Source organism: Streptomyces sp. NPDC111606 (genome assembly GCF_055656945.1).
Map to the genome: position 1 here is coordinate 420777 of NZ_JBVKBY010000007.1, position 18964 is coordinate 439740.

Sequence of the window (18964 nt, forward strand, 5' to 3'; positions counted from 1 at the left end):
GCAGCTCTCCGTGGAGCCGGTCGGCCGCCCAGCATGGCATGCGCGAACCGGACACAACATCCGATGAACGTCTTAGGTCTGTACTGGCGCGAACATTCGTGCTCCGGCATGGCAGTCTTGGGTCATGGCCGCGCAGATCAACCCCAGCATCCTGTCCGCCGACTTCGCCCGCCTCGCGGACGAGGCAAAGGCGGTCGAGGGAGCCGACTACCTCCACGTCGACGTCATGGACAACCATTTCGTCCCGAACCTCACGCTCGGCGTGCCGGTCGTAGAGTCCCTGGCCCGCGCGACGGACACTCCGCTGGACTGCCATCTGATGATCGAGGCCCCCGATCGGTGGGCGCCCCAGTACGTCGAAGCGGGGGCCTCCTCCGTCACCTTCCATGTCGAGGCCGCCGCGGCACCGGTACGGCTCGCCCGGGAGATCCGGGCCAAGGGCGCCCGTGCCTCCATGGCGCTCAGGCCCGCGACGCCGATCGAGCCGTATGAGGATCTGCTCCCCGAGCTCGACATGCTGCTGATCATGACGGTCGAGCCGGGCTTCGGTGGTCAGGCGTTTCTCGACATCATGCTTCCGAAGATTCGCCGCACCCGCGAGTTGATCAGCAAGCACGGCCTCGATCTGTGGCTCCAGGTCGACGGCGGTGTCTCGGCCTCGACGATCGAGCGGTGTGCGGAGGCGGGCGCGGACGTCTTCGTCGCCGGTTCGGCGGTGTACGGGGCCGATGACCCGGCCGCGGCGGTCCGTGCGCTGCGCGCGCAGGCGGAGGCGGTGACGCAGTCGGCGGCCTGGGCATGCGACCACTGAGCCAAGGGAACGTGAACGGCGCCCATCAGGGCGGATCAAGAGCGCCGGATCTGCAAGGATGAACGGCGAATCCAGAGTGTGAACAGCAGTGAGGAGATCGCCGTGTCGGGTATGTCGGCGGGCCGGTCAGCCATGCGGATGGGACCCGCTGAGCTGGTGCAGGCGGCGGCCATGGCCCGCCGCTTCTACCTCGAGGGCAAATCCAAGATCCAGATCGCCGAGGAGTTCGGCGTCAGCCGCTTCAAGGTGGCCCGGGTCCTGGAGACCGCTCTCGAACGGGATCTGGTGCGCATCGAGATCCGCGTACCGGCCGAGCTGGACGCCGATCGCTCGGACGCGCTGCGCGCCCGGTACGGCCTTCGGCACGCCGTCGTGGTCGAGTCCCCGGCCGAGGCCGAGGAGTCGCCCGACCCCGAGAACCTGGGAGAGGTGGCCGCCGACCTGCTCGGCGAGCTCGTGAACGAAGGTGATGTGCTGGGCCTGGCCTGGGGTCGGTCCACCATCCACATGGCTGCGGCCCTGGACCGGCTGCCGCCCTGCACGGTGGTGCAGTTGACGGGCGTGTACGACGCCGGGACCGCCGAGCGCGGTTCGGTCGAGGCGGTGCGCCGCGCCGCCCAGGTGTCCGGCGGCGACGCCCACCCCATCTACGCGCCGATGCTGCTGCCGGACGCGGCCACCGCGGCGGCACTGCGGCACCAGACCGGAATCGCCCGGGCCTTCGAGTACTTCGACAAGGTTACGGTCGCCTGCGTCTCCATCGGCTCCTGGGAGCCGGGAATCTCGACGGTGCACGACATGCTCAGCGACGAGGAGCGGGCCCACTACGCCTCGCTCGGCGTCGCCGCCGAGATGTCCGCGCACCTCTTCGACTCCGAGGGACGCCGGGTCGGCCGGGACCTGGGGGAGCGGTGCATCACGGTCAAGGCCGACCAGCTCCGCCGTATCCCGGAGGTCGTCGCCATCGCGGGCGGGCAGCGCAAGGGGCCGGCGATCGACGCGGTGCTGCGCTCCGGGCTCGTCACCAGCCTGGTGACGGACACGTCGGCGGCGGACTATCTGATGACGGCCGGTCCGACGCCGAAGCCGACGCTCAACAGGACGGATCCGGACGGACACTGACGGTATGTCAGCAGGGGGGTGGCCCGAAGGCCGCCCCCCCCTCGTTCATGGGCCGCATCGACGTCATCGGCTTCATCAATTTCATCGACGATCACTACGACCTTGGCGGTACTGAGATGACGGAGCTCGTCGTCCCGCTGGACCTCGACGGGATCACGGACAAGGCCGGCCTGATGGACCGCTGCGCCCGTGCCCTGGACCTGCCCGACTGGTTCGGCCGCAACTGGGACGCGCTCGCCGACTCCCTCTCCGACCACACCGTCTGGCCGGCGGGTGCCGTGGAGCAGGGGCTGCTGGTCGTCGTACGGAACTGGCGGGCGTACGCGAAGGCGCGGCCCGACGAGTGGGAGATCGCTCAGGACGTGTTTTCCGAGGCGGTGGACCGGACGCAGGCGCTCACGGTCGTGCTCGCTCTTGGAGGATCCTCCTAGGGGGTGTCTGACCTGCTTGGATGATGCGACCGTGCATCGCATTCCGGTCAGCATGGGACAATGAAGTACGTGCTCTTCCCCCTGGCTGACCTGTCCGGGGGCCACCTCTGATCGACTGGGATGTGCAGCACGTGCGTTTCCTCAATGACATCCAGCCCGCGTACGACCTGACGTACGACGACGTTTTCATGGTCCCCAGCCGCAGCGCGGTGGGCTCGCGGCAGGGCGTGGACCTCAGCTCCCCGGACGGCACGGGCACCACCATCCCGCTGGTCGTCGCCAACATGACCGCCATCGCCGGCCGCCGCATGGCCGAGACGATGGCCCGGCGCGGCGGCCTGGTGGTCATCCCGCAGGACATCCCGATCGAGGTCGTCACCGAGGTCGTCTCCTGGGTGAAGAGCCGCCACCACGTCCTCGACACCCCGATCGTGCTGGCTCCGCACCAGACCGTCGCCGACGCGCTGGCCCTGCTGCCCAAGCGCGCGCACAACGCCGGCGTGGTCGTCGACGACGACTTCAAGCCGATCGGCGTGGTCACCGACTCCGACCTGTCCGGCGTGGACCGCTTCACGCAGCTCGAAGTGGTCATGTCCCGGGACCTGCTGCTCCTCGACGCGGACCAGGACCCGCGCGAGGCCTTCAACACCCTCGACCACCACAACCGGCGCTACGCCCCCGCCGTCGACGCCGAGGGCCGTCTCGCGGGCATCCTCACCCGCAAGGGCGCCCTGCGCGCCACGCTGTACACGCCGGCCGTCGACGCCAACGGCAAGCTGCGCATAGCGGCCGCCGTCGGCATCAACGGTGACGTGGCGGGCAAGGCCAAGCAGCTGCTCGACGCGGGCGTCGACACGCTCGTCATCGACACGGCGCACGGCCACCAGGAGTCGATGATCGCCGCGGTCCGGACCGTGCGGGCGCTCGACCCGCAGGTGCCGATCGTGGCCGGCAACATCGTGGCCGCCGAGGGTGTGCGGGACCTGATCGAGGCCGGCGCGGACATCATCAAGGTCGGTGTCGGCCCCGGCGCGATGTGCACGACCCGCATGATGACCGGCGTCGGCCGGCCGCAGTTCTCCGCGGTCCTGGAGTGCGCCGCCGAGGCGAAGAAGTACGGCAAGCACGTCTGGGCCGACGGTGGCGTCCGGCACCCGCGCGATGTCGCCATGGCGCTGGCCGCCGGTGCGTCCAACGTGATGGTCGGGTCCTGGTTCGCGGGGACGTTCGAGTCGCCGGGCGACCTCCAGCAGGACGCGAACGGCCGCCTCTACAAGGAGTCGTTCGGCATGGCCTCCGCGCGGGCCGTGGCCAACCGTACGTCCGACGAGTCGTCGTACGACCGGGCCCGCAAGGCGCTGTTCGAGGAGGGCATCTCCACCTCGCGCATGTTCCTCGACCCGACCCGGCCGGGCGTGGAGGACCTGATCGACTCGATCATCGCGGGCGTGCGGTCGTCCTGCACCTACGCCGGCGCCGGCTCCCTGGAGGAGTTCGCCGAGAAGGCGGTCGTCGGCATCCAGAGCGCGGCCGGTTACGCGGAGGGCAAGCCGCTGCACGCCAGCTGGAGCTGACGTCTCAACGCCCTTGAGTACGGCCCTCGTTGTCCCCCATGCCGGGAGAACGGGGGCCGTTTCGCGTGCGGTCTCCCGCCGAACAGCTCGGGTTCAGCTGGACTTGGCGGCAGCGGGTGGTCGGTGGCTTGTCGCGCCCGCCCGGCGGAGCCGCAGATCGATACAGCCCCGCGCCCCTGGGGACGTCCGCTGTGCGCGGCGCGGCATGAGCAGGCAGGCCCCTGCGTGTTCCTGGTCAAGGTCCTCCGAAGCCCTCCAGGAGGACCTCCGCGCAACGGTCCGAAGCCCCGCTGCAACGAACACCCACCCAGCCCCCAGACACGCAATGATCTTGCGGGTATGCGCAAGGTTGCTGCATTTCACCAGCAACGCCGATCCTCGTAGGCTGTCGCCTCGTACGTGGCGTGGCAGGGACCCCGCTCGGTGGGTCCCTGCTCGAAGGGTGCCGCCCGTCCCTGCCGCCCGACCGGCAGCGATAAGGAGCCAGCGCGTGCTCGACCAAGGCGCACCCCCGCAGAACCCAAGCCAGACCGCCGCCCCCGCGTCCCTCGGCGTCGGCGCGCGCCTGATGCGTCGCAAGCCCGTGGAACACCTGGTCGCGGAGAGTGGCCAGGGTGAGGGAGGGTCCCTGCGGCGCTCTCTCGGCATGTGGCAGCTGACCATGATCAGCATCGGTGCCACTCTCGGTACCGGCATCTTCGTCGTCCTCGGCGACGCCGTCCCGGAGGCCGGTCCCGCGGTCACCCTGGCCTTCGTGATCGCCGGCCTCACGGCGTTGTTCTCGGCCCTGTCGTACGCCGAGCTGGCGGGCAGCATCCCGGTCGCCGGCTCCTCGTACTCGTATGCGTACGCAACGATGGGTGAGCTGGTCGCCTGGGTCTGCGGCTGGTGTCTGGTGCTGGAGTACGGCGTGTCGGTGGCCGCCGTCGCCGTCGGCTGGGGCGAGTACCTCAACGAGCTGCTCGACGGGACCATAGGCGTCACCATCCCGTCGGTGCTGTCCTCGGCGCCCGGTGAGGGCGGGATCATCAACCTGCCGGCGCTGATCGTCGTCATGCTGGCGATGGTGTTCCTGCTCGGCGGCGTCCGCGAGTCCGCCCGCGCCAACACGATCATGGTCGCCGTCAAGATCGCCGCGCTGGTGCTGTTCTGCACGGTCGGCTTCATGGGCTTCAAGTCGGGCAACTACGAGGACTTCATGCCGCTCGGCATGGCCGGCGTGAGCGCCGCGGGTGCGACGCTCTTCTTCTCGTACATCGGTTTCGACGCCGCCTCCACCGCCGGAGAGGAGGCCAAGGACCCCAAGCGGGACCTGCCGCGGGCCATCATGCTGTCGCTGATCATCGTGACCGCGCTGTACGTGCTCGTCGCGGGTGTCGCCGTCGGTGCCTGGCACTGGACCAAGTTCGAGGGCTCCAGCGCCTCCCTCGCCGCGATCATGAACGACGTCAGCGGCCAGTCCTTCTGGGGCACCCTGCTCGCGCTCGGCGCGGTCATCTCCATCGCGAGCGTCGTGCTCACCGTGCTCTACGGCCAGACCCGTGTCCTGTTCGCGATGTCCCGTGACGGCCTGGTGCCGAAGGCGTTCGGCAAGGTCCACAAGAAGACCGGCGCCCCGCGCATCAACACGGTCATCGTGTCCCTCTTCTGCGGTGCGCTCGCCGCCCTCATCCCGCTGGGCAAGCTCGTCGACGCCACCAGCATCGGCACGCTGTTCGCCTTCGCCCTGGTCAACATCGCGGTGATCGTCCTGCGCTACCGGCGCCCGGAGCTCGAGCGCACGTTCAGGGTGCCGTTCGGGCCGGTGCTGCCGGTGCTGGGCTTCCTGTTCTGCGCATACAACATGTTCAGCCTGGACACCGTGACCTGGGTGGTCTTCGGGTTCTGGATGGCGGCGGGTCTCGTGTTCTACTTCGTGTACGGCTATCGCCGTTCCCGTCTTGCGACACCAGAAGTGAAGTGAACGACCCGCAGTGCTGAACGATCTCGACGAACGCATCGTGCACGCCCTCGCCGAGGACGCCCGCCGCTCCTACGCGGACATCGGGCACCTGGTCGGCCTGTCCGCGCCCGCCGTGAAGCGGCGCGTGGACCGGCTGCGCGCCACCGGAGCGATCACCGGATTCACCGTACGGGTGGATCCGTCGGCCCTCGGCTGGGAGACCGAGGGGTTCGTCGAGATCTACTGCCGGCACAACACCTCGCCGGACACCATCCGGCGAGGGCTGGAGCGGTACCAGGAGGTCGTGGCCGCCTCCACGGTCACCGGGGACGCCGACGCCGTGGTGCAGGTGTTCGCCTCGGACATGCGGCACTTCGAGCGGGTGCTTGAGCGGATTGCCGGGGAACCGTTCGTGGAGCGGACCAAGTCCGTGCTGGTGCTGTCGCCCTTGTTGCGGCGGTTTTCGTCCGGGTCGCCCACGTAGTCCTTCGGGCGCGGGCCGGTGGGGGCCGTTCGCGCAGTTCCCCGCGCCCCTGAGCGGCGTTCCTGCGGACCTTCTTCAGCATGTGCCGTATGACCAGTGCGTGGGCGCCCGTGGCGATGACCAGCCGCCTGTAGAGGGCGCCCCCGCGGCCGGGGAAGTCGGCCCTCGTCTCGGCCCGCAGACGGGTATGGCCCTCCGCCGGCACGTCCAGGTGGAAGAGCAGGGCGTACGTCGAGAACGGGTGGTGGCCCACGTAGGCCAGTTCCTTGCCCGGGACCGACACCGCCACGCGGAAGCCCTGGGAGCCGTTCATCAAGGCGCCCAGTTCATGCCAGACGGCGTCGGTGGTCGCCTCGACGGTCGTCGTGTGCTCGTCGACGAACGGCAGGGCGGGGATGTCGGTCGCGTCCATGGGGGAAGTCTCGCCCGGTCGCCCGCGGCCGGGCCTCCTCCGGCAGGCGGAGCCGGGTAGCCGTTCGGGGGAGAGGTCAGTCCGCCGTCTTGCGCGCCAGCGCGTTGTTGTCGATCGAGTTGTGCACGCTGAAGCTCACCGCGTCCGAGCGGTAGCGGTCGTCCGACCATTCGACCGGGCGGCCCTCGCGGGTCGTCGTCACGCGCCGCACCCGGAGCAGGGGGCTCGTACGGCGGATGCCCAGCAACTCGGCGTCCTGGGCGCCCGCTGACACCGCGTCGATGACGTGCTCGCCGTAGGCGAAGACCAACCCCGTGTCGTCGTACAGACGTTGCGTGACTGAGGGGCAGTCGGGCTCTATGGCCTCGACGGCCGGGGAGATCCAGTCCGCGTAGACCGTGCGCTCCAGCAGTACCGGTTCGCCGTCCAGGCCGCGCACCCGAAGCACGTGCAACACCGGGGTGCCGGAGGGCAGTTGAAGGCGTACGGCGTCCTCCTTCGTCGCCGGGCGGTACTCCTGGACGACCACGTGGCCGGTCGCCTCCCGGCCCATCGCATGCGCCCACTGGGCGAAGCTGCGCAGCTCGGCGAAGCTCTGGCTGCGGCGGCTGGCCAGGACCACGCGACGGGCGCCCTGGCGTGAGCCGATGAGTCCCTCGGCGGTCAGCGCGGCGACGGCCTGCCGGATCGTGCCGCGGGAGACGCCGTACCGGGCCGCGAGGTCCGTCTCGGCGGGCAGCAGGCTGCCGACCGTGTACTCCTCGTGGTCGATCGCGCGGCGCAGCTCGTCGGCGATCTCCTCGTGTCGCGCCGTCATGCTTCCCCTCTGAGTCGGTTGCTGTGCACAGAGTGACCAGCGTAAACGAGATCCGGCGGTGCTCCGTGCCGGCCGGGACTGTGCACGAAGCATGGGGTCAGGGTTTCACCGGCGTTCACTTTCGGGACATCGAGACCGGGCGTACTGAGGCCAACTTGTTCAGACAAGTTGGCCCGTTGGGGCCTCCTCCACCCTCGCGCGTCCCCTGGAGAAACCGTGTCCGTTTCCCTGCCGAGAACGGCTGCCCGCAGCGGCGCCCTCGCCGTCGTCGCCGCGCTCACCCTCAGCGCCTGCGGCGCCGCTCCCGACAACGCGTCCACCTCCGCCGACGGCAAGAGCGCCGCCACCGCCACCTCCGCCGAGGAGTTCGGCGGCATCGAGAAGCTGGTCGAGGCGGCCAAGAAGGAGGGCACGCTGCATGCCATCGCGCTGCCCCGCGACTGGGCCAACTACGGCGCCCTCATCGACGGCTTCCAGAAGAAGTACGGCATCAAGGTCGAGGTGGAGAACCCCGACGGCTCCAGCCAGGACGAGATCAACGCCGTGACCTCGCGCAAGGGGCAGGACCGCGCCCCCGACGTGCTCGACCTCGGCAGTTCCTTCGCGATCAGCGCCGCCCAGCAGGGGCTGCTGGCGCCGTACAAGGTGGAGGCCTTCGCCGACATCCCCGAGGGCCAGAAGGACGCGCAGGCCCGCTGGTTCAACGACTACGGCGGCTACATCTCCATCGGCTGCGACGCGAAGCGCGTCAAGGAGTGCCCGAAGACCTTCGCCGACCTGCTGAAGCCGCAGTACAAGGGCCAGGTCGCCCTCAACGGCAACCCCACCAAGTCCGGCTCGGCCTTCGGCGGCGTCTACGCGGCGGCGCTCGCGAACGGCGGCTCCTTCGACGACATCCAGCCCGGCCTCGACTTCTTCGCCAAGCTGAAGAAGAACGGCAACTACACGCCCGTCGAGTCGACCCCGGCCACCGTCGAGAAGGGCGAGACGCCCATCAGCATCGACTGGGACTACCTCAACGCCGGCTACGCCGAGGAGTTCAAGTCCAAGGGTGTCGACTGGCAGGTGTCGGTGCCGAGCGACGGCCAGTTCTCGCAGTACTACTCCCAGGCCATCAACAAGGACGCCCCGCATCCCGCGGCCGCCCGACTGTGGCAGGAGTACCTCTACAGCGCCGAGGGCCAGAACCTGTGGCTGAAGGGCTACGCCCGACCGGCCCTGATGACCGCCATGGAGAAGGCCGGCACCCTCGACAAGACGGCCGCGGCCAAGCTGCCCGAGGTCGAAGGGACGCCGTCCTTCCCGACCGAGGACCAGCAGAGCAAGGCCAAGACGGTTCTCGGCCAGGGCTGGGCGAAGGCCGTCTCCGGATGACGGCCACCCTCACCGGGGTCGACACGGCGCCCGCCGCTGCGCGCAAGCGGCGGCGCCGTGCCCTCGGCGGCTCGCTCGCCGTCGTCCCGCTGCTCGTCTTCACCGCGCTCGCCTTCGGGCTGCCCGCCCTGGCCATGCTGGACGGCGCCTTCACCGTCAAGGACCCGGCCACGGGGGCGACTTCGTACAGCGCCGACAACCTGACGAACTCGCTCCAGGGCGCGTACCTCACGGCCCTGCTCGGCAGCGTCAAGCTGTCCGCCGTCTCCGCGGCACTCGGCGCCCTGCTCGGGCTGCCGCTCGCCCAGGCCGTGGTGACCTCCCGCTTCCGCGCCCTGCGCGAGGCGGTGCTCACCGCGTCCGGGGTGCTCGCCAACTTCGGCGGCGTCCCGCTGGCCTTCGCCTTCGTCGCCACCCTCGGCAACGCCGGTGTGCTGACCCGCCACCTGGGCCTCACGGACAAGGGCTGGGACCTCTACAGCTTCTGGGGCCTGGTCCTCGTCTACCTGTACTTCCTGATCCCGCTGATGGTCCTCACCATCACCCCGGCCCTGGACGGCCTGCGCTCCCAGTGGCGCGAGGCCGCGCAGAACAACGGCGCCACGGCCGTGCAGTACTGGCGGCACGTGGCCCTGCCCGTGCTGCTGCCCACACTCCTCGGCGGGTTCGTCCTGCTCTTCGGCAGCGCCTTCGCCGCGTACGCCACCGCCGCCGCGATGGTGGGCAGTTCCGTCCCGCTGGTCACCCTCCAGATCGCCGACGCCCTCTCCGGCAACGTCCTGGTCGGCCAGGAGAACGTGGCGCTCGCCCTCAGCCTCGACATGGTCCTGGTCGCCGGCCTGGTCATGGCGGTGTATCTGCCCCTGCAACGACGGAGCGCGCGATGGCTCGCCTGAACCTGTGGCGGTGGGGCGTGCTCGGCGTCGCCGGACTGTACTTCCTGGTGCCGCTCGCGGCGTCGGTGGTCTTCACGGTCGACGTGCCCGGACAGGGTCTTACCTTCGACGCCTACACCCAGATCTTCTCCACCGAAGGATTCGCCTCCAGCCTGCTGCTCTCGCTGGAGCTGGCCCTCGCCACCATCGCCGTCGTCCTGCTGCTGATGGTGCCCGCCATGGTCGCGCTGCGGCTCGGCGCGCCCCGGCTGCGGCCGGTCGTCGAGATCGTGTGCTCCCTGCCGCTGGTCGTGCCACCGATCGCGTTCGTCGCCGGGATCGGGACGGTGCTGAAGTGGGGGCCGGAGCACCTGTCGCGGACCCCGCTGTTCCAGACGTTCGTCGCGATCCAGAACCCCGACTTCCCGTTCGTACTCGTCCTCGCCTACGTCGTGATGGCGCTGCCGTTCGTGTACCGGGCCCTGGACGCCGGGCTGCGCGCCATCGACGTGCCCACCCTCGTGGAGGCCGCCCGCAGCTGCGGGGCGAGCTGGCCGCAGGCGCTGGTACAGGCCGTCCTGCCCAACCTGCGCGGCGCCCTGCTCAACGCCTCCTTCCTCACCCTCGCCCTGGTCCTCGGCGAGTTCACCGTGGCCCAGTTGCTCGGCTTCCAGCCCTTCGCCGTGTGGATCGTGAACGTCAGCGGCTCGCAGGCCCAGCTGTCCGTCGCCGTGTCCGTGCTCAGCCTGCTCGTGACCTGGGTGCTGCTCCTCGTGCTCGCCGGCTTCGGCGGCCGTACCCGTACTACCTCCCGGGGATGAACCATGACCGTGCTTGACAAGACAGCGCCTGAAAAGGCAGCGGCGCAGGCCGCCACCGTCGAATTCCGGGGACTGCGCCGGGAGTTCGGCACCACCGTGGCCCTCGACGGGCTCGACCTGACCGTCCGGCCGGGTGAACTCCTCGCCCTGCTCGGCCCGTCCGGCTGCGGCAAGACCACCGCGCTGCGCATGCTCGCCGGCTTCGAGCATCCCGACTCCGGCGAGGTGCTGGTGGACGGCGACGACGTCACCGGCATCCCCGCGCATCGCCGGGACGCCGGGATGGTCTTCCAGTCGTACAGCCTCTTTCCGCATCTGAACGCCCTCGACAACGTGGCCTTCGGGCTGCGCATGCGCAAGGTGCGCACCGCCGAACGGCGTGCCCGTGCCGCCGAGTTGCTGGAGCTGGTCGGCCTCGCCGACAAGGGCGAGCGGTACCCGCACCAGCTCTCCGGCGGCCAGCAGCAGCGCATCGCCCTGGCGCGGGCCCTCGCCCTGCGCCCGCGCGTCCTGCTGCTGGACGAGCCGCTGTCGGCGCTCGACGCCAAGGTGCGGCTGACGCTGCGCGAGGAGATCCGACGGCTCCAGCGGGAGCTGGGCATCACCACGCTGTTCGTCACCCACGACCAGGAGGAGGCCCTGTCCATGGCCGACCGGGTCGCGGTCATGCGCTCCGGACGCCTCGAACAGTGCGCCGCCCCGGCCGAGTTGTACGGCCGCCCCGCCACCGCCTTCGTCGCCGAGTTCGTCGGCACGATGAGCCGCATTCCGGGCCGGCTCGTCGAGGACGGTGTCGAGGTCCTGGGCCGGCGGCTGCCTGTCGACGGCGACGTGCCCTCGGTGTCCGACGTCGACGTGCTGGTGCGACCCGAAGCGGTCACGGTGCGCGCCGACGACACGGCCGACGCGCGCGTGGTCGCCACGGCGTTCCTGGGCGCCACCACCCGGCTGACCGTACGGCTCGCCGACGGCACCGAGGTCAAGGCCGACCTGCCGGCCCACGAGACCGCCGCGCTCGGCGCCGGAGCCGCGGTCGGCGTGTCGCTGCCGGAACGACCGGTGCTGGTGGCCGAAGGCAACCGCTGATCGCCGGCCCCCTCGAACAAGAACCGAACAAAGAACCCCTTGATCCCCCCCCACGCACGAAAGAGACAACGACCGTGACTCAACTCCCGCTCCAGGCCGTCCTGTTCGACATGGACGGCACGCTCGTCGACACCGAGCGACTGTGGTGGGAGGCGGTGGAGCACGTCGCCGGGCGGGCCCTGACCGAGGCTGACGAGGCGCAGGTGCTCGGCCGGCCCGTCGAGTACACCGCCGACTGGCTGGCCGCCGCCACCGGCGCCCCGGCCGCCGACCTCGCCGACGCGCTGCACCGCGAGTTCGCCGACCGCGTCCGCGCCGGCATCGTCCCCCGCCCCGGCGCGCTCGATCTGCTCGACGCCCTGGCCCGCGAGGGCGTCCCCACGGCCCTGGTCACGGCGTCGCCCCGCGCGGTAGCCGACACCGTTCTCGAAGCCCTCGGCGTGAGCCGCTTCGCGGTCTCCGTCACCGCCGACGACACGGACCGCACCAAGCCCGCCCCCGACCCGTACCTCGCCGCCTGCCGGGCCCTCGGTGTCGACCCGAGGGCCTGCGTCGCCGTCGAGGACACCCGCACCGGCGTCAGCTCCGCCGAGGCGGCCGGCTGCACGGTGCTCGCGGTGCCCTCGCTGGCCCCGATCGAGCCGGCACCCGGACGGACCGTCCTCGCCAGCCTGGAGGAGGTCACCCCCGAGCGCCTGCGCAGTCTCCGCGGGGCCCACGCCCTGCCGACGGACGAACTGCGCGTCATGAGCTGGAACCTCTGGCACGGCGGCACCAAGGTCCGCGACCACCTGGCCAAGCAGCTCAAGGTCATCGCCGAGACCGGCGTGGACGTGGTCGGCCTCCAGGAGACCCACGGCACGGCCGCCCAGGAACTCGCCGCCGCCCTCGGCTGGTACCACCACCGGGCGGGCGAGAACCTCGGCATCATCAGCCGCCACCCGGTCACCGCCCGCTTCGGCGACCCGGACGTCGGCTTCTACGGGGCGGCCGGGGTCCGGATCGAAGTGGGGGACCGGCAGGTCGACCTCTGGACGGCCCACCTCGACTACACCCCCTACGGCCCGTACGAGTCCGCCTTCGACGGGCTGGACGCGGCCGAGCTGATCGCCCATGAGCAGGTGCGGCTCGCGCAGATGCGGGACATCCTGCACCGGATCGCGGAGACGGCCGACCCCGCCGTGCCCGTCGTCCTCGTCGGCGACTTCAACAGCCCCTCCCACCTGGACCGGCCGGACGTGCAATGGCCGGTGTCGAAGGCGGCCGAGGCGGCGGGGCTGCGCGACTCCTACCGCGAGGCGCATCCCGACCCGATCGCCCACCCCGGGCACACCTGGTCGCCGATCCACGCCGTGCACGAGGACGGCAGTGGACGCCCGGAGCCACAGGACCGGATCGATTTCGTGCTGCACCGGGGGCTGCGCGTGCTCGACGCCCGGACCTACGTAAGCGGCCACCCGCGCCCCTGGCCGGACGTCGAGCACAACGAGTGGCCCTCCGACCACGCGGCCGTGGTCACCACTTTCTCCCTGCGCGAGTGAGCCGGCACCGCCTACCATCGGTGTCATGACCTGGCGACATTGATCCACCAGCCGTGCCTCCCGAGGGCCACCTCGGCCGCCGTACCTCCGGCGTCCGAACTGTCCCTGCGGGAAGGCCTCATGACACTCTCACCTGCGCGTGTGCCCGCCGCCGGTGTCCGGCGGCTCACGACCACGCTGTACGGCTACTCGTTCCTGGACGACTTCGTCCTGCTCTACCCGGTGTACGCGCTGCTGTTCGCCGACACCGGCATGTCGCTCTGGCAGATCTCCTCCCTGTTCGCCCTGTGGTCGATCACCGGCGTGGTGCTGGAGGTCCCCTCCGGCGCCTGGGCCGACGCCGTCTCGCGGCGCCGGCTGCTGTGGATCGGTCCGCTGCTCACGGCCGTCGGATTCGGACTGTGGGTGGCCGTCCCGTCGTACTGGGCCTTCGCGGTCGGCTTCGTCCTGTGGGGCGCCGGCGGAGCGCTCGGCTCCGGTGCGCTGGAGGCGCTGGTGTACGACGAGCTGGATCACCTCGGCGCCGCCGACCGGTACGCCCGGGTCATGGGCAGGTCCCGGGCCGCGCGACTGCTGGGCACCGTCGCCTCCACCGGCCTCGCGGGGCCCGTCTTCGCCCAGGGCGGCTACACGGCCGTCGGCGCCGCGAGCTTCCTGGCCTGTGTGCTGACCGCCCTCACCGCGACCCGGTTCCCGGAGCACCGGGTGCGGCCGGAGACCGGGGCTGACAGCTGGGCGACGACCCTGCGGACCGGACTCGCCCAGGTCCGCAGGGACCGTTCGGTGCGTGGTGCCCTGCTCCTGCTCCCGGCCGTGGCCGCGGTATGGGGCGCCCTCGACGAGTACACCCCGCTGCTGGTCCGGGAGATCGGCTTCGCCGAGGCGACCGTCCCCTACCTGATCATGCTGATCTGGGCGGGCGTCACCGCCGGCAGCCTCCTGGCCGGACCCGCCGAACGTCTCGGCACGAGGGGGCTCGCGGCGCTGCTCGCGGGCGCGGCGCTCGCCCTGGCCGCCGGCGCCGGGGCCCGCTCACTGGCCGGTATCGCGCTGTTGAGCCTCGCCTTTGCCGGGTTCCAGCTGGCGGAGGTGCTCGCCGACGTCCGCCTCCAGCACCGTATCGACGAGTCCCGACGGGCCACCCTCACCTCCGTGGCGAGCCTGGGCACGGAGCTCGCCACGGTCGCCACGTTCGGCGTGTACGCGCTGCTCGGCACGGGCGCCGCGCACAGCACGGTCTTCGCGGTGCTCGCGGTTCCCTACCTGGTGACGGCGCTGGCGCTGGCTAGAAGTCGGGCTTCCACGGCACGACCGTGAAGTCGCCCGTCCCCTTCTTGACCTTCTCGAAGGGGGCGGAGCTCACGCACTTGGGCAGCTCCTTCGTCTCGACGGGGTTGCCCGTGGAGGCCCAGCTGTAGCCGAGCCGGTCGTGGCGGCCGACGTCGTGGACGGTGACGCCGACCCGCTTGCCCTCGGCGCCCGGCAGATCGGAGGAGGTGATGACCCCGGAGACGACGGCCACCTTCCCGCCGGTCAGCAGACAGTCGACCTTCGCCTTCGCCCGGGCGCCCTCGCCGTTCAGGTAGTGGCTGAACTCGAAGGTGCCGGTGGCCTTCGTCGGGTCGGCGTTGTCCTTCGCCGACAGATGCGCGTCGAAGGTGAAGGTGATGTCGTCCCCGGCCGAGCGGTACAGCTTGGCCGTGCCGGTGAGCGCGGCGGCCTCGCGCTGCCGCGGCGCGTCGTCGGAGGCGGTGGCGGCCGAGGCCGCTCCGGCGCTGAGCAGGAGTGCGCAGCCGAGCACAACGATCTTCGCAGGGCGGTTCATCATGGTCCTTTCCGCAGGTCAAGCCAGGTCGAGTGGACGGTCCCCACTCTCCCGGCGCCGCGCCCGCGCCACATCGCGCCCGGGACGGGACCTCGTCTCCGCCGTCCGGCGGGGAAGACCGGCGGGGCCTGCGCTGCCGGGAGGACCGGGACTACGACCGGGGTCGCGCAACGAATCTCCGCCGGCCCGCTTGAGCACGCAACAAACCGCTCGCCGACGCGCAACGGCTCCTTCTTGTCCGCCCTGGTCGGCCGCCCGTACCGTCTACGTGGCCCCTATACGGCCCCCAACCCCCTTCCGCCCGGTGAGGACCACGCATGCGCACCGCCCTGCTCCAGAGCTCCGGCCGCCCCGGCTCGACCGTCGAGAACCTCAAGGTCCTCGACGAGGCCGCGGGCCGCGCCGCCGCAGCGGGCGCCGGGCTGCTGGTCACGCCGGAGATGTTCCTCACCGGGTACGCGATCGGCGACGACATCGCCCGCCTCGCCGAGCCCGCCGACGGCGACTGCGCGGACGCGATCGCCGAGATCGCGACACAGCACGGCCTGGCGATCGCCTACGGCTACCCCGAGCGGGACGGCGACGCCGTCTTCAACTCCGCCCAGCTGATCTCCGCCGACGGCACCCGGCTCGCCGACTACCGCAAGACCCACCTCTTCGGCTGCTTCGAGCGCGACCACTTCACGCCGGGCGACCGGCAGGTCGTCCAGGCCGAGATCGACGGCCTCCGCGTCGGCATCCTGATCTGCTACGACGTCGAGTTCCCGGAGAACGTCCGCGCCCACGCCCTCGCCGGCACCGACCTGCTGGTCGTGCCGACCGCGCAGATGCACCCGTTCCAGTTCGTCGCCGAATCGATGATCCCGGTGCGCGCCTTCGAGAACCAGATGTACGTCGCGTACGTCAACCGGGTCGGCCGGGAAGGGGAGTTCGAGTTCGTCGGCCTCTCCACCCTCGCCGGCCCCGACGGGGTCGCCCGTACCCGCGCCGGCCGCGGTGCGGAACTCGTCCTCGCCGACGTCGACCCCGCCTTCCTCGCCGCCTCGCGCGAGGCGAACCCGTATCTGACCGACCGCCGCCCCGGCCTCTACGGGTCGCTCGTCTGAACCTCCCCCCGCTTCCCCTCGCAGTCGCAGTCGCAAGGAGTCCGTACCCCATGACGTCCACGGTGCCCAACGCCGTCCAGCACGCCGACGAGCAGCAGCCGCCGATCACCATGTTCGGCCCGGACTTCCCGTACGCCTACGACGACTTCCTCGCCCACCCGGCGGGGCTCGGCCAGATACCCGCGACCGAGCACGGCACCGAGGTCGCCGTCATCGGCGGCGGCCTGTCCGGCATCGTGGCCGCGTACGAGCTGATGAAGATGGGCCTCAAGCCCGTCGTGTACGAGGCCGACGAGATCGGCGGCCGGCTGCGCACCGTCGGCTTCGACGGCGCCGGCACCGAGGGGCTCACGGCGGAGATGGGCGCGATGCGCTTCCCGCCGTCCTCCACGGCGCTCCAGCACTACATCGACCTCGTGGGCCTGAAGACCAGCCCCTTCCCGAACCCGCTCGCCGAGGCCACCCCGTCGACCGTCGTCGACCTCAAGGGCGAGTCGCACTACGCCGAAACGGTCGAGGACCTCCCGCAGGTCTACCGGGACGTCGCCGCGGCCTGGAACAAGTGCCTCGAAGAGGGCGCCGACTTCACCGACATGAACCGCGCGATGCGGGAGCGGGACGTGCCGCGCATCCGCGAGATCTGGGCGCAGCTCGTCGAGAAGCTCGACAACCAGACGTTCTACGGCTTCCTCTGCGACTCCGAGGCCTTCAAGTCCTTCCGGCACCGCGAGATCTTCGGCCAGGTCGGCTTCGGCACCGGCGGCTGGGACACCGACTTCCCGAACTCCATCCTGGAGATCCTGCGGGTCGTCTACACCGAGGCCGACGACCACCACCGCGGCATCGTCGGCGGCTCCCAGCAGCTGCCGCTGCGCATCTGGGAGCGCGAGCCGGAGAAGATCGTCCACTGGCCCTACGGGACCTCGCTCGCCACGCTCCACGGCAACGGCACGCCCCGCCCGGCCGTGACCCGGCTGCACCGCACCGCCGGCAACCGGATCACCGTGACGGACGCGAACGGCGACATCCGTACGTACCAGGCGGCGATCTTCACCGCGCAGTCCTGGATGCTGCTGTCGAAGATCGCCTGCGACGACTCGCTCTTCCCGATCGACCACTGGACCGCGATCGAGCGCACCCACTACATGGAGTCCTCGAAGCTCTTCGTGCCCGTCGACCGGCCGTTCTGGCTGGACAAGGACGAAGAAACCGGCCGGGACGTCATGTCGATGACCCTGACGGACCGGATGACGCGCGGGACCTACCTGCTCGACGACGGTCCGGACAAGCCCGCCGTCATCTGCCTCTCCTACACCTGGTGCGACGACAGCCTGAAGTGGCTGCCGCTGTCCGCGAGCGAGCGGATGGAGGTCATGCTGAAGTCGCTCGGCGAGATCTACCCGAAGGTCGACATCCGGAAGCACATCATCGGCAACCCGGTGACCGTCTCCTGGGAGAACGAGCCCTACTTCATGGGCGCGTTCAAGGCCAACCTGCCGGGCCACTACCGCTACCAGCGCCGCCTGTTCACGCACTTCATGCAGGACCGGCTGCCCGAGGACAAGCGGGGCATCTTCCTCGCCGGCGACGACATCTCCTGGACGGCCGGCTGGGCCGAGGGCGCCGTCCAGACCGCGCTGAACGCGGTCTGGGGCGTCATGCACCACTTCGGCGGCGCGACCGACGGCTCGAACCCCGGGCCGGGCGACGTCTACGACGAGATCGCGCCGGTAGAGCTGCCGGAGGACTAGATCCCGGCGGCCCGCGCCTTCTCGTACACCTCCGCGGCGACGTCCTTGAGCTCCTGGGCGTCGCGCAGAGTGGTCTGCAGGTCGAGGAGGACCTCGTCCACGCCGACCTCGGCGTACGCCGCGAGGTCCGTCACGATCTGGTCGGCGCTGCCTTGGAAGGGCTGGCGGTCGTCACCGTCGTAGGCCTTGGCCGAGTACGCGGCATTCACCCGTGGCACCCGCTCGATCGGCACCGTGCGGCCGCGTTCGGCGGCGATGTCCTGGATCTGCTGCCACGCTGCGGCGTACCCCTGCACGTCCATGGCGACCGGGAGCCAGCCGTCGCCGTGGTCCACGACCCGCGTCAGGGCCTTCCCGCCTCCCGCGGCCACGAGGATCGGGATCGGCCGCACGGGCTTGGGGCCCACCACGGCCGCGTCGATCTTCGTGATCCGGCCCTCGTAGGACACCGGGTCCGGGCCCCACACCGCCCGGCAGACGTCGATCACCTCGTCCAGCACCCGGCCGCGCTCCTCGATCGGCCGCACCGACGCCGCGGCGAACTCGTCGGTCGACCAGCCCGTGCCCAGGCCGGCGACCACCCGGCCACCGCTCGCCGCGTCCAGCGTGGCCAGGGCCTTGGCCAGCTGGAACGGTCCGTGCAGCGGCGCGACCACGATGCCCGTGCCCAACCGGACCCGCTCGGTGACCGCCGCGGCCAGCGTGAGCGTGACCAGCGGATGGGACATCCCGCGGTAGTAGTCCGGCCAGGGCAGCCCAGGGACGCCGTACAGGCCCTGGGTCGGGGACTCGGGGACCAGCAGCCGCTCGTAGACCCACAGGCTGTCGTAGCCGATCTGCTCGGCCGCGCGCGCCACGTCCGTCACGTCCTTGGCGAGGTCGTACTGCCGGAGCTGGGGAAGACCGAGTCCGAGACGGATGGCCATGACGGGATACTCCTTCACGATCGGCGGCCCCCACCGGCCAACGTACTGCGAGCACGGGGAACTGCC

17 protein-coding genes are annotated in these 18964 nt (G+C 70.8%); 14 read left to right on the forward strand and 3 right to left on the reverse strand.

The window, feature by feature from the left end:
* The first annotated feature begins 124 nt into the window (after positions 1–124).
* The 6 genes from rpe (at position 125) to ACZ7M7_RS26370 (ending at position 6364) form a co-directional block, all read left to right on the forward strand.
* Positions 125–811: a ribulose-phosphate 3-epimerase gene (rpe, locus tag ACZ7M7_RS26345; protein ID WP_472120672.1), complete on the forward strand. Its 687-nt coding sequence runs from the start codon at positions 125–127 to the stop codon at positions 809–811.
* 78 nt (positions 812–889) lie between these two features.
* Complete coding sequence (locus ACZ7M7_RS26350; RefSeq protein ID WP_472120674.1) at positions 890–1933, forward strand: sugar-binding transcriptional regulator; 1044 nt, start codon at positions 890–892, stop codon at positions 1931–1933.
* A 116-nt stretch (positions 1934–2049) separates the two neighbouring features.
* Positions 2050–2364: a barstar family protein gene (locus ACZ7M7_RS26355; protein WP_383613094.1), complete on the forward strand. Its 315-nt coding sequence runs from the start codon at positions 2050–2052 to the stop codon at positions 2362–2364.
* Between the two features lie 131 nt (positions 2365–2495).
* On the forward strand, positions 2496–3938 hold the full coding sequence (locus tag ACZ7M7_RS26360) for a GuaB1 family IMP dehydrogenase-related protein (RefSeq protein WP_383613068.1): 1443 nt from the start codon (positions 2496–2498) through the stop codon (positions 3936–3938).
* A gap of 490 nt (positions 3939–4428) precedes the next feature.
* Positions 4429–5901, forward strand: coding sequence for an amino acid permease (locus ACZ7M7_RS26365; RefSeq protein ID WP_472120676.1), 1473 nt, complete (start codon positions 4429–4431; stop codon positions 5899–5901).
* A 10-nt stretch (positions 5902–5911) separates the two neighbouring features.
* Entirely contained in the window at positions 5912–6364 is a 453-nt protein-coding gene (locus tag ACZ7M7_RS26370) for an Lrp/AsnC family transcriptional regulator (protein WP_053192400.1), read from the forward strand.
* 488 nt (positions 6365–6852) lie between these two features.
* Here ACZ7M7_RS26370 and ACZ7M7_RS26375 read toward each other — a convergent pair whose 3' ends face one another.
* Positions 6853–7593: a GntR family transcriptional regulator gene (locus ACZ7M7_RS26375; RefSeq protein ID WP_383613062.1), complete on the reverse strand. Its 741-nt coding sequence runs from the start codon at positions 7591–7593 to the stop codon at positions 6853–6855.
* A gap of 216 nt (positions 7594–7809) precedes the next feature.
* Between ACZ7M7_RS26375 and ACZ7M7_RS26380 the strand changes: the two genes are divergently transcribed.
* From ACZ7M7_RS26380 to ACZ7M7_RS26405, 6 genes are all read left to right on the forward strand, one after another.
* Positions 7810–8967 carry an ABC transporter substrate-binding protein gene (locus tag ACZ7M7_RS26380; RefSeq protein WP_472120679.1) on the forward strand — a complete coding sequence of 386 codons (1158 nt, stop codon included), beginning with the start codon at positions 7810–7812 and terminating at the stop codon, positions 8965–8967.
* On the forward strand, positions 8964–9863 hold the full coding sequence (locus ACZ7M7_RS26385; RefSeq protein WP_383613056.1) for an ABC transporter permease: 900 nt from the start codon (positions 8964–8966) through the stop codon (positions 9861–9863). The genes ACZ7M7_RS26380 and ACZ7M7_RS26385 overlap by 4 nt, the downstream gene beginning before the upstream one ends.
* On the forward strand, positions 9851–10663 hold the full coding sequence (locus ACZ7M7_RS26390) for an ABC transporter permease (RefSeq protein ID WP_472120681.1): 813 nt from the start codon (positions 9851–9853) through the stop codon (positions 10661–10663). The genes ACZ7M7_RS26385 and ACZ7M7_RS26390 overlap by 13 nt, the downstream gene beginning before the upstream one ends.
* A 3-nt stretch (positions 10664–10666) precedes the next feature.
* A complete protein-coding gene (locus ACZ7M7_RS26395) occupies positions 10667–11749 on the forward strand; it encodes an ABC transporter ATP-binding protein (protein ID WP_472120683.1) in 1083 nt (360 codons plus the stop codon).
* A gap of 74 nt (positions 11750–11823) precedes the next feature.
* Entirely contained in the window at positions 11824–13290 is a 1467-nt protein-coding gene (locus ACZ7M7_RS26400) for an HAD-IA family hydrolase (protein WP_472120685.1), read from the forward strand.
* Positions 13291–13410: 120 nt separating this feature from the next.
* Positions 13411–14607: an MFS transporter gene (locus tag ACZ7M7_RS26405; RefSeq protein ID WP_472120687.1), complete on the forward strand. Its 1197-nt coding sequence runs from the start codon at positions 13411–13413 to the stop codon at positions 14605–14607.
* Here ACZ7M7_RS26405 and ACZ7M7_RS26410 read toward each other — a convergent pair.
* Positions 14576–15115 carry a Repetin gene (locus ACZ7M7_RS26410; RefSeq protein ID WP_472120791.1) on the reverse strand — a complete coding sequence of 180 codons (540 nt, stop codon included), beginning with the start codon at positions 15113–15115 and terminating at the stop codon, positions 14576–14578. The genes ACZ7M7_RS26405 and ACZ7M7_RS26410 overlap by 32 nt on opposite strands.
* Before the next feature lie 317 nt (positions 15116–15432).
* Here ACZ7M7_RS26410 and ACZ7M7_RS26415 point away from each other — a divergent pair, with 317 nt between their 5' ends.
* Together ACZ7M7_RS26415 and ACZ7M7_RS26420 are read left to right on the forward strand one after the other, a co-directional pair.
* The gene (locus tag ACZ7M7_RS26415; RefSeq protein WP_383613042.1) at positions 15433–16221 is read left to right on the forward strand and encodes a carbon-nitrogen hydrolase family protein; all 789 of its coding nucleotides are present in this window, start codon (positions 15433–15435) and stop codon (positions 16219–16221) included.
* A 50-nt stretch (positions 16222–16271) separates the two neighbouring features.
* Positions 16272–17972 (forward strand): flavin monoamine oxidase family protein, encoded by a 1701-nt coding sequence (locus ACZ7M7_RS26420; protein ID WP_472120689.1) that lies wholly within the window; start codon positions 16272–16274, stop codon positions 17970–17972.
* Here the strand turns inward: ACZ7M7_RS26420 and ACZ7M7_RS26425 are convergent.
* Entirely contained in the window at positions 17969–18898 is a 930-nt protein-coding gene (locus ACZ7M7_RS26425) for an LLM class F420-dependent oxidoreductase (protein ID WP_383631579.1), read from the reverse strand. The genes ACZ7M7_RS26420 and ACZ7M7_RS26425 overlap by 4 nt on opposite strands.
* Positions 18899–18964: the final 66 nt, after the last annotated feature.

Bases quoted from the DNA above. Each gene is read 5' to 3' on its own strand.
- rpe (WP_472120672.1), top strand. From the start codon at position 125: ATGGCCGCGCAGATCAACCCCAGCATCCTGTCCGCCGACTTCGCCCGC.
- ACZ7M7_RS26355 (WP_383613094.1), top strand. From the start codon at position 2,050: ATGACGGAGCTCGTCGTCCCGCTGGACCTCGACGGGATCACGGACAAG.
- ACZ7M7_RS26375 (WP_383613062.1), bottom strand. From the start codon at position 7,593: ATGACGGCGCGACACGAGGAGATCGCCGACGAGCTGCGCCGCGCGATC.
- ACZ7M7_RS26385 (WP_383613056.1), top strand. From the start codon at position 8,964: ATGACGGCCACCCTCACCGGGGTCGACACGGCGCCCGCCGCTGCGCGC.
- ACZ7M7_RS26390 (WP_472120681.1), top strand. From the start codon at position 9,851: ATGGCTCGCCTGAACCTGTGGCGGTGGGGCGTGCTCGGCGTCGCCGGA.
- ACZ7M7_RS26395 (WP_472120683.1), top strand. From the start codon at position 10,667: ATGACCGTGCTTGACAAGACAGCGCCTGAAAAGGCAGCGGCGCAGGCC.
- ACZ7M7_RS26405 (WP_472120687.1), top strand. From the start codon at position 13,411: ATGACACTCTCACCTGCGCGTGTGCCCGCCGCCGGTGTCCGGCGGCTC.
- ACZ7M7_RS26410 (WP_472120791.1), bottom strand. From the start codon at position 15,115: ATGAACCGCCCTGCGAAGATCGTTGTGCTCGGCTGCGCACTCCTGCTC.
- ACZ7M7_RS26415 (WP_383613042.1), top strand. From the start codon at position 15,433: ATGCGCACCGCCCTGCTCCAGAGCTCCGGCCGCCCCGGCTCGACCGTC.
- ACZ7M7_RS26420 (WP_472120689.1), top strand. From the start codon at position 16,272: ATGACGTCCACGGTGCCCAACGCCGTCCAGCACGCCGACGAGCAGCAG.
- ACZ7M7_RS26425 (WP_383631579.1), bottom strand. From the start codon at position 18,898: ATGGCCATCCGTCTCGGACTCGGTCTTCCCCAGCTCCGGCAGTACGAC.